The sequence below is a fragment of the Parvibaculum sp. MBR-TMA-1.3b-4.2 genome, assembly GCF_053628815.1.
The window spans coordinates 743,755-757,707 of record NZ_JBRJHC010000001.1 but is presented as its reverse complement, the minus strand read 5'-3'; the positions used below and the strand labels follow the sequence as shown (position 1 = coordinate 757,707).

Annotated in this window: 14 protein-coding genes; 10 read left to right on the top strand and 4 right to left on the bottom strand. The window is 59.8% G+C overall.

Annotated elements, in window-relative coordinates; translation table 11 throughout:
* Nucleotides 1–3 precede the first annotated feature (3 nt).
* The 8 genes from ACSSVQ_RS03825 to ACSSVQ_RS03790 all read left to right on the top strand — a co-directional run bounded on the left by ACSSVQ_RS03825 (nucleotide 4) and on the right by ACSSVQ_RS03790 (nucleotide 7,124).
* Nucleotides 4–1,236, top strand: coding sequence for a CpaF family protein (locus ACSSVQ_RS03825; RefSeq protein WP_293326501.1), 1,233 nt, complete (start codon nucleotides 4–6; stop codon nucleotides 1,234–1,236).
* A 3-nt stretch (nucleotides 1,237–1,239) separates the two neighbouring features.
* Nucleotides 1,240–2,166 carry a type II secretion system F family protein gene (locus ACSSVQ_RS03820; protein ID WP_454180901.1) on the top strand — a complete coding sequence of 309 codons (927 nt, stop codon included), beginning with the start codon at nucleotides 1,240–1,242 and terminating at the stop codon, nucleotides 2,164–2,166.
* A 128-nt stretch (nucleotides 2,167–2,294) separates the two neighbouring features.
* Entirely contained in the window at nucleotides 2,295–3,116 is an 822-nt protein-coding gene (locus ACSSVQ_RS03815; protein WP_454180900.1) for a type II secretion system F family protein, read from the top strand.
* Nucleotides 3,117–3,178: 62 nt separating this feature from the next.
* A complete protein-coding gene (locus ACSSVQ_RS03810; protein WP_454180899.1) occupies nucleotides 3,179–3,847 on the top strand; it encodes a tetratricopeptide repeat protein in 669 nt (222 codons plus the stop codon).
* 28 nt (nucleotides 3,848–3,875) lie between these two features.
* Nucleotides 3,876–4,115 (top strand): hypothetical protein, encoded by a 240-nt coding sequence (locus ACSSVQ_RS03805; RefSeq protein ID WP_454180898.1) that lies wholly within the window; start codon nucleotides 3,876–3,878, stop codon nucleotides 4,113–4,115.
* Nucleotides 4,116–4,311: 196 nt separating this feature from the next.
* The gene (locus ACSSVQ_RS03800) at nucleotides 4,312–4,509 is read left to right on the top strand and encodes a Flp family type IVb pilin (RefSeq protein ID WP_293326488.1); all 198 of its coding nucleotides are present in this window, start codon (nucleotides 4,312–4,314) and stop codon (nucleotides 4,507–4,509) included.
* 21 nt (nucleotides 4,510–4,530) lie between these two features.
* Nucleotides 4,531–5,016: a TadE/TadG family type IV pilus assembly protein gene (locus ACSSVQ_RS03795; protein WP_293326486.1), complete on the top strand. Its 486-nt coding sequence runs from the start codon at nucleotides 4,531–4,533 to the stop codon at nucleotides 5,014–5,016.
* Between the two features lie 8 nt (nucleotides 5,017–5,024).
* Nucleotides 5,025–7,124, top strand: a complete 2,100-nt coding sequence (locus tag ACSSVQ_RS03790) for a sensor histidine kinase (RefSeq protein ID WP_454180897.1) — start codon at nucleotides 5,025–5,027, stop codon at nucleotides 7,122–7,124.
* A 24-nt stretch (nucleotides 7,125–7,148) separates the two neighbouring features.
* Here the strand turns inward: ACSSVQ_RS03790 and ACSSVQ_RS03785 are convergent, their stop codons facing one another.
* From ACSSVQ_RS03785 to ACSSVQ_RS03770, 4 genes are all read right to left on the bottom strand, one after another.
* On the bottom strand, nucleotides 7,149–7,877 hold the full coding sequence (locus tag ACSSVQ_RS03785) for a response regulator transcription factor (RefSeq protein WP_293326481.1): 729 nt from the start codon (nucleotides 7,875–7,877) through the stop codon (nucleotides 7,149–7,151).
* A 547-nt stretch (nucleotides 7,878–8,424) separates the two neighbouring features.
* The gene (locus ACSSVQ_RS03780) at nucleotides 8,425–8,841 is read right to left on the bottom strand and encodes a Rap1a/Tai family immunity protein (protein WP_293326479.1); all 417 of its coding nucleotides are present in this window, start codon (nucleotides 8,839–8,841) and stop codon (nucleotides 8,425–8,427) included.
* Between the two features lie 138 nt (nucleotides 8,842–8,979).
* The gene (locus ACSSVQ_RS03775) at nucleotides 8,980–10,398 is read right to left on the bottom strand and encodes a cytochrome P450 (RefSeq protein WP_454180896.1); all 1,419 of its coding nucleotides are present in this window, start codon (nucleotides 10,396–10,398) and stop codon (nucleotides 8,980–8,982) included.
* A 37-nt stretch (nucleotides 10,399–10,435) separates the two neighbouring features.
* Entirely contained in the window at nucleotides 10,436–11,284 is an 849-nt protein-coding gene (locus ACSSVQ_RS03770; protein WP_454180895.1) for a metal-dependent hydrolase, read from the bottom strand.
* 128 nt (nucleotides 11,285–11,412) lie between these two features.
* Here ACSSVQ_RS03770 and ACSSVQ_RS03765 point away from each other — a divergent pair, with 128 nt between their 5' ends.
* Together ACSSVQ_RS03765 and ACSSVQ_RS03760 are read left to right on the top strand one after the other, a co-directional pair.
* Nucleotides 11,413–12,387: an AraC family transcriptional regulator ligand-binding domain-containing protein gene (locus ACSSVQ_RS03765; protein ID WP_454180894.1), complete on the top strand. Its 975-nt coding sequence runs from the start codon at nucleotides 11,413–11,415 to the stop codon at nucleotides 12,385–12,387.
* 149 nt (nucleotides 12,388–12,536) lie between these two features.
* Nucleotides 12,537–13,628 (top strand): hypothetical protein, encoded by a 1,092-nt coding sequence (locus ACSSVQ_RS03760; protein WP_454180893.1) that lies wholly within the window; start codon nucleotides 12,537–12,539, stop codon nucleotides 13,626–13,628.
* Nucleotides 13,629–13,953: the final 325 nt, after the last annotated feature.

Genomic DNA, 13,953 nt, shown 5'->3' with positions numbered 1-13,953 from the left:
GACATGAAGTACGGGATGCAGCCATATCTGCGTGGGCCTGAAGCTTCATCGAACGATATCGGTGTTTCCGACCGGTACCAGGAAATCAAGTTCCGCGTATTCGATCTGACGCTCGAATATCTCGAGCAGCAGGGTGTTGAAGGCGAGGCACTGCCCACAGCAGTTCTGCAGGATGAGATCGCCCGTGCCATCTCCGTTGTCCTGATGTCGCGCGGCATCGCTCTCAATATGCGCGAGCGCGCTCAACTCATCGAGGATGTGCAGAACGAGATCACCGGCTTCGGGCCATTGCAGCCCCTGCTGAACGATCCGGAAGTCGACGACGTGATCGTCAACGGTCCCAATCGCATCTATGTGGAGCGCAAGGGCGAGCTGGAGCCGGTGAATACGCGCTTCCGCGATACCACGCATTTGATGAATGTCATTCAGCGCATCGTGAGCCCGATCGGCCGGCGCGTGGACGAAGGCTCGCCCTATGTCGACGGCCGCCTGCCTGATGGCTCGCGCGTCAATGTCATCATTCCCCCCGTCGCACTTGACGGGCCTGTGGTGTCGATCCGCAAGTTCAAGCGCGTACCGCTGACCGGCGACGACCTCGTGCGCGGGGGAAGCCTGACGCGGGAAATGCTCGATTTCCTCACCAGTGCCGTTCGCAACAAGCAGAACATCCTCATTTGCGGCGGCACGGGTTCGGGTAAGACAACGCTGCTGAACGTCCTGAGCTCTTACATCGGGCTGAAGGAACGACTTGTGACCATCGAAGACGCCGCGGAGCTTCAGCTCCAGCAGGCGCATGTGGTGCGGCTGGAAACGCGACCCTCCACGCCGGATGGCGGCTCGGAGGTCAGCTCGCGGGATCTTCTGCGCAACGCGCTGCGTATGCGCCCCGACCGCATCATTCTCGGCGAGGTCCGGTCTAGCGAAGCTATCGAAATGCTGCAGGCTATGGGCACCGGGCATGATGGATCTATGGCGACCCTCCATGCCAATGCGCCGCGCGATGCGCTGGAACGGCTCGAGATGCTGATGGGCCTTTACGGCTTCTCGTCGGATTTGCAGGCCGTTCGCCGCTTCATCTCGGGTGCTATCGACATCGTTGTTCATATTTCCCGCCGTACAGACGGCGTTCGCGAAATCGCATCGATTTGCGAGGTGGTCGGCATGGAAGGTCCGACCTATTCGCTCAGGGAGGTGTTCACAAATGGCGCCGACCGGGGCAGGAAGAGGGTGGTCTAGCATATGGCGTTTATCGGCTTCATCTTCGCACTGATATGTATCGGGATTGCTGCGTTGCTGGCGCTTGCCGTGTACAGGCAGCGCGACGATATGGCCGTGGAAAGGAAGCTTACCGGTCTCCTCAGCACGGAGCGGGCCGCCGCCATGGCCGCATCGCGCGATGAGGAACAGGATGACACGATAGAGCGGTGGCTGCCCGTTTGGCTGAGGCGTCGTCTCTTCCAGGCCGGTATTGAGATCGAACCGATAAATACGGGCGTGCTCGGTTTTTTCAGCCTGGCCATTCTACTTGGTCTCGTGAGCTGGTTCGGCTTTGCGATAACGGTACTGATCACGCTCACTGCGATACTGGTTGCTCTCGCTGTCGTCGACCACCTTGCACGCAAGCGAATGAATGCCGTCAGTGGTGCCATGCTCGGATATTTTGATCGGGTTCGGCAGCTGCTGATCGTCGGCAACAGTCTGCCGGTTGCCCTCAACCGTGCGACGGCATCTTCTTCGCCGGTCCTGGCTGAAGTATTCACGCCGACCATGAGGCGTATCGCCAATGGCGCAGGCGTTGGTGAAAGCATGTCTCAACTTGCCGATGAATTGGAAGTCTATGAGATACGTCTCTTTGCAACGGCGATTGAAACCAATCTTCGTTTCGGCGGTTCCATCACACAGATCATTGCCAATCTGATCGAAAACATTCGTCGTCGCTCGGCGGTGGAACGGGAAGTGCGTGTGAATACCGCGCAGATCCGCTCCAGCGCATGGGTGCTGGCCCTGTTGCCGATGGCAGTTGCATCATTGGTGATGATCGACAATGAGGATTATGTCGGCTGGTTCTTGCACGATCCCACCGGCCGCTTGCTCCTGATTTACTGCGTATCGTCTCAGATCATCGGTGGCATCCTGATGCGCACTGTTGTGAAAACGTCCTACTGAGGGAAGCGATGCTCGACGGACTGACATGGATTATTGCGATAGCCGCGGCCCTGACGGGCGGGCTGGCGCTTGTCTTGTCGGCCGTTATCCTGCTGCGACAGCGGACCGTGTCGATGCGGTTCGGCGAAATGTTCGAGACGGAAGGCTTTGCAGGGTCAGGCATCGACCGTCTTCTTTTGTCTCTGGAACAATTGGGCCGTCGCATAGCAGGCGAAAGCGTAAGCTCTGAGGTCCGGGACCTCATCGTTCAGGCGGGCTTCTTTGCCGGTGCTGCGCCCTACATCTTTCTGGCACTGCGTCTTGCGTTCGCTGTGCTGCTTACGATTGTGATGTTCTTCTGGCTGCAGGCGACCCGAGGGCTGGGCCCGATCCAGATCGTCATCGGCGCCTTCTTCGGATACCTCGTTTATCGCTATGCGCTGATCGCCGTGAAAGTCTTGGCCGAGCGTCGCGCAGCCAAAGTGCGCCGGGAAATGCCGCCGGTACTCGATATTATGCTGATGGTGCTCGATGCGGGCGTGAGTGTCGATCAGGCATTGAGACATCTGTCTGTTGTCGCCCCCAAAACCGCGCCGGTCACGGGGTATGTCCTGAAACGCCTGATCGCCGATGTGGAGTCGGGCGTGCCGTACGATGTGGCTCTGGACCGCATGGGACACCGGATGGGTGTCGATGAAGGTCAGGACTTCGCCAATATCATCAAACAGGCGCTTCTTTCCGGTGGCGAGCTGGGGTCGACCCTGCGCCGGTTCTCTGCCGATCTTTCCGATATTCGCATGTCACAGGCACGCGAAAGCGTGGGCAAGAAGGCGACGCATCTCACGATCGTGATGATCCTGTTTTTCATGCCTGTCCTGTTGATCGTTCTGGCAGGCCCGGCAGCCGTGCAATTGTCTAGCGGCATAAGTTCGGTGGCTCATGACATGCAGGAAAGAGGAGCGGAGAGATGAGATCGGTTTTTTTAGTCGCTGCGACTTTTCTTTTGGCTCCCGTCCTTGGCGGGTGCGCATCCATGGACCGTGCTTATGACGCCATGATGGAGCCGGAACATCCGGCGCCGCAGGAGATGACGGAAGCGGCCAAGCCGATAGATGCCTCCTCCACGCGGAAACTCTATCTGAACGCTGTGCGCGGATTGATCGATCAGAAGCGCTACAAAGCCGCTCTGGCCTATCTCGATCAATATGCTGTCAGCGAAAAGGGCGGTGCGGAATATCTTTCGCTGCGGGGTGAGGCGTTGCTCGGCACTGGTCAATACGATGCCGCGGTCGACACATTTACCGAGCTTGCCGGGACGGGCCGCGCCGCGGATGGCTATGCCGGGCTGGGGAGGGTCGCCGCCGCCCGGGGCAATTGGAGTGAGGCGGCAGAGCATTTCGGTAATGCCGTTGGAGCACGTCCGGCCAGTGCCGAATATCTCAACAATCTCGGCTATGCGCGCCTTCATCTCGGGCCCGAGGCATTGAAGCAGGCTGAGTTCAATCTGCGGCAGGCCTACGAACTGAGCCCGGCTTCGACATCGATCCGCAACAATCTGGTTCTTGTTCTGATGATGCGAGGCGAAAAAAGAGAAGCGCAGCGGCTGATCGATGGGATTGCGACGCGCAAGGAGCGTTTGGCCGTTCGCGATTTTGCGCGGAGCTGGGTGAAAGACCAGGAAAAGAAGCAGGCCGTGAATTGATATGACGTCGGCAAAGGAGAGACGCGTGATGAAGCATATGACAATTGCACTGGCGGGAATTTCATTCCTGCTGGGAGCAGGCGCGGCTGCCGCACAGCAAAAATCTTCCACTGCCGAAGATGTGATGGCGGCTCAGTATGCAGCCAAATCCAGGCCTGTTCCGATGCAGGCGGATGAAGCGGAGCGCATTCACGAGGAGTATTTGAAGAATATCGGCAAGAAGCTGGAAAAGCCGGCTTCGACATCCGGCACAGGAGCCGGGAAGTAGCCGAAATGTTTTTGCTGGCTCACACAAATCCACTCAAATTGACACACACCCGGTGTCTGGAGTGGCAGGATAGTTGAGCTGGTAAACGCACTGTCAATAGACAGGCGATAGCATTTTAAGATCCGGGTAAGGAGTGCCTGAGTGGTTCAGGTACTTGGTGAGGAAGGCCATAAGGCCATATATGGAGGAACTTGCTATGACCATGATTGGCAAGATCAAAGCGTTCAGTGAGAGGTTTGCGCAGGACGAAAGCGGTATTTCCGCTGTCGAGTACGGCCTGCTGGCAGCAGGCATCGCCCTCGTCGTTTACACGGCGGCGTCTGGTGTGGGGACCGATCTTCAATCGATCTACACCAAAGTCGGGACCAACCTTTCAACGGCGGCAGGAAGCTGAACCAGTTGCTGGATAGTTCCCATGAACAGCAATTGGTTGGGTAAATTTGCAAGCTCCGGGGGTCGTATCCGCGTTAGGCGGGTGCGGCCCCGTGCTTCCTTCCGGCGAAACGAAAGCGGTTCCGTCGCGATCGAGTTTGCGTTTGTGTCCGTTGTGTTCTTTGCCATTCTCTTCGGCATCATCACATTCGGCTTCATGTTCGGCACACGCATAGCTCTTTCCTATGCGGTGGCCGAAGGTGGCCGCGCCGCCATGGCAGGGCTCAATACAGGTGAACGAGAGACGCTTGCCACGACCGCGATAAATGATGCGCTCAACGCCTATTCGCCCTTGGTGGATCCTGCCAAGGCATCGATTACCTTCGACACGAGCGGCACAAATAATTCCGTTATGAAGATCACGATTGCCTATAGCGACAATCGTTTCACGTCCATGCCGTTTGTACCCTCTCTGGGAGACCTGCCGCCCGTCGAAACGACATTCGTCGTCGCCGACCCGTCAGGTTGAGGCGGATCATGACCGCTTCCGATCGTCCCTGGACGAATGACCGCCCTCAGGAAAATGGGTTGGCCCCAAGCGGTGTCACACCCTCCGACGTTGCCCTTCGGCTGGCGCCGATCCGAAGCGAAAGCGAGTTTCGGGGCGCGCTTGCAGAGCTGGCGGGGCAAATCGCAGAAGGCGCTTTGCTGGAAAATTTCGTATTTGTCGAGATTGCCCCCGCGGCTTCCGGCGGATGGCGGCTGAACTGGCAGGCACCCTCCGACGGGCCGTCTCTACTGGACACGCCGCGCCTTTCCGAATGGGCCATGCGCGCGGAGCGCCGCCCGAATACGGCGATGCAGGGGCCGGACGGGAAGTCGCTGGCGCTTGTCGTGCCATCCGGGACGTCGCTGCTTGCGGTCATTGCTGGCCCTGCGGGCGAAAGCGAACCGGCGCGCGGCCTGATGATCGATGTGGCAAAGCTTGCGGCGGCAACGCTCGAGCGCCTCCGGGCGCAGGCCATGCAGGAGGCCGGACGGCGTGCCAGCGAAACGCAGCTCAGCTATGTGAACAATGCGCTCGCGCTGGATGCGGATATCCTCTGGGAGGCCTCTGCAAATGGCGTCCTGCATTGCCGGCGTGTGCTGAACGGGAAGGCGGATCTCGCCGCACGGGTGGAAGGTCTGTCGCTTTCCAGCTTCGTGCCACGGGACGGCGCGGGGAATGTAAAAGATCGTCTCGCGAGCGGCGAAACAATCCGACAGCTTGCCGTGCGCATTCCGGACGCCGAGGGCGGGGCGGGACGGATCGTGCGGTTTAGCGGAATGAGCAATCCCGAGGGGGGCTTCTTCGGTACGCTGATGGCGGAAGTTGCCTCCGATGAGCGCCGGTCGCTCAGCGAAGCGGCTTCCCTGATGAACGACGTCAGCCGCGCCCGCAAGCGGGAGGAGCGACACCGTCGCGAAGCGGAGATCATGCTGGAGGGGCTTCGGTTGCTTCTCGGCAATGCGACGTCGCGAGAACGGCTGGAAAAACTGGTTGCACTGCTGAAAGACTCACTCCGCGCCGATAAGGCCGTTCTGGTGGAGCAGGCGGTGGACAGGTCTATCCGTCTGTTGGTGCCACGCGACGGGATGCTCCCGGCCCGGGCGGAGCGTCTGGTGCGGCAGTTCGATGGCTGGCTTGCCGGCAAGGGGGTGCGTGTCCTCGGTGAGAAGGTCGATGAAGCGGCGGATATGCAATCTGCTTTCAACCTGCCTGAACGGGAGGTTGCGATCATCGCCTTGCCGCTTCGCTCGGAGACCGCATATCTGGTTTGCGCCGCGCGCAGCCCGAACGGGTTCGACAGCGCCGATCTCGATTTCGCTGCGCGGTTCAACCTTCTCCTCCAGCAGGCCTTTCAGTTGCGAGAGGAACAGTCGCAATTGGCGCAGACCGCCAAAATGGCAGCGCTCGGCCAGATGTCGGCGAGCATTGCGCATGAACTGCGTCAGCCCCTCAACACGATTTCCATGTCGGCGCAGAACCTGGAGGCCATGCTCGAATCGCCGGACGTGCCGCCGGATTTCATCCTCAAGAAAGCGCAGCGCATTCTTGCCCAGGTGGAGCGCGCCAATGATGTCGTCACCCGCCTTCGCCGTTTCGGCCGCAAGGGAACGGGATCGGAAGAAGAAATCGCGCTTGCCACGCTGGCGGAAAACGTAAGCGCGATCATGGGGCACGTATTGATGCAGAAGGGCGTGCGCATCGAGATCGATGTGCCGGAGGCGCTAGCTGTCTCCGTCGACCCGTTGCAGATCGAACAGGTGCTTACAAATCTCGTGCAGAACGCGACCGATGCCATGTCGGGCGTCGGGGCGGATGCTCGTGACGGGGAGAAGAGAATTACGATCTCGTCGCGTCGTCAGCCCGGTGAGATATGTCTCGACGTTCTCGATACAGGCCCCGGTTTTCCCGACAAGATCCTGGATCGGGCTGCAGAACCCTTCTTCACGACCAAGCCGTCGAATGAAGGAACGGGGCTGGGGCTCGCCATCTGCGACGCAATACTGCGCGAGCATGGCGGCCGCCTCGACATCGGAAATTGCGATAACGGGGGCGGGCGCGTAACGCTTGTCTTTCCCACGCACAATTGAAGCGCGGAACCGGGGCTATTTCACTCAGCTTTCCGTTGGAAACCCGGTGAACAGGTAGCCTTTTCCTCGAATGGTTTTGATCACCATCGGATGGTCGGGATTGGGTTCCAGCTTGCGGCGAAGTTTCACCACGATGCTGTCTAGGCTGCGATCGTAGGGTTGCCATTGGCGGTTGAAGACACGCCTGCAAAGCTCTTCGCGTGTCTGCGGCCGCCCTTCATGCGCTACGAGCTCGATCAGCAAGTCGCATTCGGCCGTGGTCAGAGGTACAAGATTACCATCCGGGGAGGAGAGCTTTCTGCGCATCGGATCGAAAATCCAACGGCTGCCAACCTCGTCCATCAATACGCTCTGTTCCTCTTGGGCACCGCCGCCCCCGCCGCTGGTCTGAGACCGCCGGAGCAGGGCGCGAATACGGGCCAGAAGCTCGCGCAGATTAACGGGCTTCACCACATAATCATCGGCCCCGAGTTCGAGTCCTACGACCTTGTCGGTCGCTTCGTCCTGGGCGGTGCACATGATGCACGGGGTCATATGGGTCTGCCGGATTTCCCGGAGAAGGTCGAACCCGTTCTCATTCCCGAGCCAGAGATCGAGGACGATCAGGTCGAATGTATTGTCGCGGAACATCTGCAGCGCGGTCCGCGCATCGGACGCCTGAGATACGGCCATTCCGTTGGCGGACAGATAGCTCCCGAGTTCCTCCAGAATATCCGGATCGTCGTCGACAAGCAGCAGGGACGGTTTCGACATGGCAGTCCCTTGCGATTCATCATCGCGTATTGACACATTGGTCATTTCGCAGTCCTCCCACCGGTGCGGATGCCTTCTGGAAGCGTCCCCCAAGGATGGCTTCCACAGACAAACATAACGCCCTAAAAGTTTACGAAACACTGTGGCCGCTTGAAACCCGTTGGTGCTGATTCACGCAAAGGAAAGCGCCGAATTTTCGTCAGTTGGATCATACGGATTCGAGGTTATCGGGAATAGTAGGTCCGATTCACCTTTCGCCACAGATTTCTACACCTCAAGCCTCGAAATCATTTCAAGCTAGCCCCAATTTGAAACTGTCAGGTGACGAGAGCAGGGCGCAAATATGGAACATGAACGCAGAACCCGGGTGAGTGAACCGCCATTGCACCCCATAGATGATGGGCTGGCAGATCTCTCAAGTGCCGTCAGTAGTCTGAGCGATCAAGAGCTGAGGGAGCTTCTCGATGCCTTGCTTCGGGAATGGCGTGCCCGATGCGAGGAGGCGGCACCCCGGTACAGCTAGGTCGCTAACCGGGGGCGCCATGCATTATTGCTGTTTGGGCGTCTTTCCCTTGCAGGGATAGGCCCATGCGAGGCTCGTCGCCATGTCGAGGCTCGCCGGCATATCGCGCAATTCCGGCTTTTGCTTCAACAGGGCCAGATAGACACGCCGGACCCTTTCGCCGTTCACGCCGCTTTCCGGCAGGCAAAAGGACGGCTTTTCGATCTGACGGCGCACGAAACTGTAATGCGCAAGAAAACCGTTGATATAGGCGCCACAGACCTGGAGCCGCTGACGCTCTCCATCGGTCATGGCTTTTGCGTCAGCGGGGTTGGCACAGGCCTCCGCCACGTCGCTTCCGGTCTGAAGCGAACTCAGCTCCGCTGCTGCGTGCGCGCCCGGTGCCAGGCCCATCATGAGCCCGGCCATAAGTCCCGCCGAAATAGCCAATTTGATACGCATTCCATTCCTCCCGGTCAGTCGTTTGGGGTACGCGTCGCCGCGCAATCTCGATCCGGATGCTATCAAGCTGACTCAACCAGTCTGTCTGATTTGTGTGTGTATGTGTCGAGCTGAGTGATCTTTGTATAGAAAGCCCGGTCACGCATCGGGCTGTACACGGGGAAACGTTACGGCCCTGAGCCTGACGGAGGGCCGCATGACGATGCGCGCCTGCGGCATTACCTCTGCGGTATTGAGCACCTGAACCCCCATCTTCTGGGCATAGGTTCCCAGAATGAGCACAGCCTCCATAAGGGAAAAGCTGGACCCGATACATATGCGAGGACCGCCGCCAAAGGGCAGGTAGGCGTGGCGCGGGCGCTCTTTGCCGGCCTCGCCGAGAAAGCGTTCCGGCCTGAACTCCTCAGGTTCGCTCCAATAGGTTTCGTGCCGGTGCAGCAGCCAGGGCGAAATGAGCACTCTTTCCCCCGCTTTTACAGTGATACCGGGGGCCACCTCCGTCGTCTCGTTGGCTTTTCGCAGGAGATTGGCCACCGGCGGATAGAGCCGCAGGGCTTCATCTACAACCGCCCGCGTATAGGGCAGTGACGATAAATCGTCCGCCGTCAAAGCACGCCCTTCCGCTACCTGATCCACTTCGTCCTGAATGCGGACCATCGCGTCGGGGTAGAGGGAGAGCAGGTACCATACCCAGCTCAGCGTGGTTGCCGTGGTCTCGTGCCCCGCCAGCAGGAAGGTTGCGATTTCGTCGCGGACATTGTCGAGGGTCATGTCCTCGCCGCTATCGGCCTTGGAGGCGTCCATAAGCTTGCCGATCAGCGAGGAGCGGATCTGGTTGTCGCGCGCGTGCTTGATGATCTTGCTGGCGAACTTGGTAAGGCTTCTCCGCCCCGGCGCGACCAGCGCTTCGATGACGCGATCCCGGCCATAGGGCGGAAGGAGAACGCCCGCGAGAAACATGCCCGGAAACTTGTCCAGCGTGCCGCCCACCGTATTCGAAATGTCTTCAACATCGGATTCCAGATCGCAGCCCAGTATGGCTTCTCCGATAATGTCCAGCGTCACGCGGGTCATTTCCGCGTCGATGGGGAAGGCATTCTTTTGCGACAGGGCCCGATGGGCCGACCGTTCCGCCGCTCGCACGAAAAGCGGAGCGAACTCCTTGAGCGCGGCATGCTGGAAAATGGGAGCGGCCAGCTGCCGTTTGCGCCGCCAGCTCTCGCCCTCATCCGTCAGCAAACCTCTGCCGAGAAGTGGGCGCAACACAGCGAGCTGATTGTCCTCCTTGGGGAAATTGTCCGCAGCCGTCACAAGGATGTGCCGAATGGCGTCGGCGTCGTTGATGACGATGCCCCGACCGGAAGCAGAAACACCGATGCGGAACCGGCTGAAGCGCTCCCGGTACCAGGCTTCCGGGAAGGAGGCGATGAGGTTGGTGAGAATGGCAGGCTGGATCAAGGCCCTGGCGAGACCCACCTGATGGCGGGGTGGGGTCGGTCTCGCTGGAACGACGGTCCTCCCGGGAACATCTGGTCCGAAATCTTCGACCGCCGACATTCTCACCTCCCATATTTTTGTGGACTGCGCGTGGCAGTCAGATCGGCTGAACCGTGCCGCCGCCGAATTCCTTCATAACGGAACCGACAAGCTCGCGATTGTCATGATCCCAGGGATGAAAGTCCTTGCGGTAGAAGTCGAGATAGGGACGCAACAGGCCCCTGAGCGCCCCGTTCTTGCCGAACAGGAACTTCATGCCGCCGAACCACAGCTTGATACGCGAGCCTTTGTAGTCGCGCAGCAGAAGCCGCATGTTGCGGATCACGTGATGTGTGAACTCGATCGTCGTAAGGATCATGGCGGAGCGGCGCATGCCTGTGCCGCCGCCTACGGCTTCGAAGACGTCGAACGCAACGGCTTTGTGCTCGGTTTCTTCCAGCGCGTGCCAGTGCCAAAGTTCTTTCATTTTCGGGTGTGCGCCCTCAAGAGTCGCCGGGTTGCGGAAAGTCGCATCGGCCATGATCGCGGTGAGGTGCTCGAGGGCAACGGTGCCCGCCAGCTGCCGCAACGCCGGAAGATGCTTCTGCGCAAAGGCCTTGCGCTTGGCGACGAGCGCTTCGAGTTCTTCCAGGTCGAGCCCGTGCGCTTCGCAGAGCGCTTCATTGTATTTCTGATGCTCGCGACGATGCACCGACTCCTGACCCATGAAACCTTTGACGCGCTCCTGAAGGACAGGGTCATCGATTTCACTGCGATAGGCTTTCACACTATCGATGAAAAACTGTTCGCCCAGCGGGAACAGAATGGACAGCGCATTGAAGAATGCGGTCTTGAATACGTCGTCACTGTGCCAATTTGTGGCGAGGACTTCCTCGATATCGAATTGACGGTTACGAGTGACGATATCGACGTCCTCGGGTGTACGCGACAGGCTGGAATGCGTCATGAAATACTCTCCTCGAAATGCCGCCGTGGTGAATGTGGCAAGGCCACCGTGTTGCGTCATAAATAGGAAATGGAGAGCCAACCGGGAGGTCGTTTTCGGCCAACATGGGGGTTCGAAAAGGACAGGCTATGCGCATTGAACCCGGCTATCTCGAAATTGTCTCCGAGGTGCTGAGAGATTTGGGGCACGATCCCGCAGCATTCGGCGTGGAGACACATGGGAGATTGTCGGAGCCGGAATTCCTGTCGATGACTGAATTTCTGGTGGCGGAAACAAAGGAGCCGACGCTCGCCTTGCGCATCGGCACGAAGATGCATATCGGCACGCATGGCTTGCTCGGTCATGCGATTTTGAGTAGCCGGAACCTGCGACAGGCAGCGGAATTGCTGGCCCAGTACAATCCGATTGCCGGCGCGCGCGGCAATATCAGGCTGTCTTTCGGAGGCGACAAGGCGATTCTGACCTTCGTCCCGCCGTTCGAGGTCAAGGGCGCGCCTTGCTTCATGACCGATCTGTTCTTTGGCGGTCTGACGACAGGGCTGCGGCAAGTCGTTGGCGGTACGCTGTTTGAGTGTTCCGTCGAGATTGCCGGTCATCCGACGATGCCGGAAATGACTTATGAGACCTATCTCGGGGTGCCCGTCTCTTTCGGACATAGCGCAAATCGCTTTGTCGGTCCTCTGCGGGAGGTGGATGAGCCCCTGCCGGCCGCGTCGATCCCGCTTTCGAATCTATACCGCCGGCAATGCGAGGCGCTGCTTCGTGACATGGCGCATGCGGAGGGGCTTGCCGCCGAAATACGCAAGGAGCTTCTCTCCGCGCGAGGCCATTTCCCGGATATGGAAGAGCTGGCGAACACGCATAATATGAGCGAAAGAACGCTTCGAAGGCGCCTTGCGGAGGAGGAAACCAGCTATCGGGACTTGCTGGACGAGGTCAGAAGTCACCTGGCGCGGGAATATTTGCGTGACACACCGTTGACCGTTGTCGACATTGCTTCGCTTCTCGGATTTGAGGATGTGGCCAATTTCCGCCGCGCTTTCCGGCGCTGGACGGGCCTCGCGCCGCAGAAATATCGAGAGACAGCGTCCTCCACCGTGTGAACCTGGTGTCTATGTGGCTGTGTGAGCGGCTAAGTAAACACACGCACACGCAATCGCACATGCTTCAACACTCCAAACCATAATTGCCGCCTAGTCTGTCCTCCAATTTCCGGGTTCTGAAAACTCTCTGATTTGAGGAGGAGGACGAAATGAAGAAGGCAATGAGACTCGCCGCGGTTGCAGGGGCTGTATCCCTGCTGGCGGCCTGCGTCGATACAAGCACCCCGATTCTGGGGAGCGGCGGCGGCGGTGGCGGCGGCGGTAGCACCACCACAACGTCGCCCGTTTCGCTGGGGGCAACCGGCGATGGCGGCACGACGACCGATCTGGGGCTTGCTTCCCTGACCGATCCGCTTCTGGGCACGACCGGCCTTCTGGGCGGCGGCGAAGGTGGTGCGCTCGGGCAGCTACTCCCCGCGGAGGTAACGACACCGATCGCGGAGGGTCTGTCTCCTGTAGTCGATACGTTGGCGTCCTCGCTGCCTCTCGATGAAGTCCTCGGACAGATTCCGGCACTCGGTGTGACGCAGGATGGCGGCTTGCTGAGCGACGTGCTGGGGCAGGACCCCGTCGGTCCGCTTCTCGGCAATGATGGTACGGTTGTCGCGCTGCTCGGCGGCGGTAATGATGGTGCACTTGGTGACCTGACCGGTGGCGGCCTTCCCGGCGTTCCGGGGGGCGGCGGCGATAATCCGCTTGCGCCGATAACCGATCTTCTTGGCGGCGGTCTTCCCGGTGGCGGCGACAATCCGCTTGCGCCGGTGACCGATCTTCTCGGCGGTGGCCTGCCCGGCGGCGGCGACAACCCGCTTGCCCCTGTGACTGACCTTCTCGGCGGCGGTCTGCCGGGCGGTGGCGACAATCCGCTCGCACCGGTAACCGATCTTCTCGGTGGTGGAGATCTGGGCAGCACACCGTCCCTCGGCGTAACGGGGGAGAATGGCCTGGTTGCCGATCTTATAGGTTCCGATCCGCTCGGTTCCAACCTGGAGCCGCTTGGCCCCGTGGCCGATCTTCTCGGTGGCGGAGATAGCGGTGTCCTCGGCAACGTCATTCCGGCCGGTACGCTTCCGGGTGGCGGCGGTTCCGATCCGCTCGCTCCGGTGACCGACCTTCTCGGTGGCGGTCTGCCTGGCGGCGGCGACAGCCCGCTTGCGCCTGTAACGGGTGCGCTCGACGGCACTCCGCTGGCGCCGGTCACCGACGCGCTTGCGCCTGTCACAGGTGCGCTCGGCCTCTGAGCCGGCGGCAAGATACGAGAATGAGGGGCGGTCTTTGGGCCGCCCCTTTTCGTTGAGGAAAATGGTTGTCTGCAAATGAATGAGGCGTCCGCATGCTTCCATATGCGGGCGCCTCTCATTGGGTGGAGAATCGACGCACCGGCTTGTGAGGGATGCTGCATCGAGGCCGAGGAGGTCGGCGTTACGAATAGCATAGCGGTGCTGATCGGCCCTTTGCCCAACGGCGGCATTCTCCCGCCACAGGGCAGGGCGTCCATGGGTTTTACAAACAATTACAGTCGGTGGGAGGCGTGTGTCATCAGCCGGAGCGAAAAACTCCGTGCAA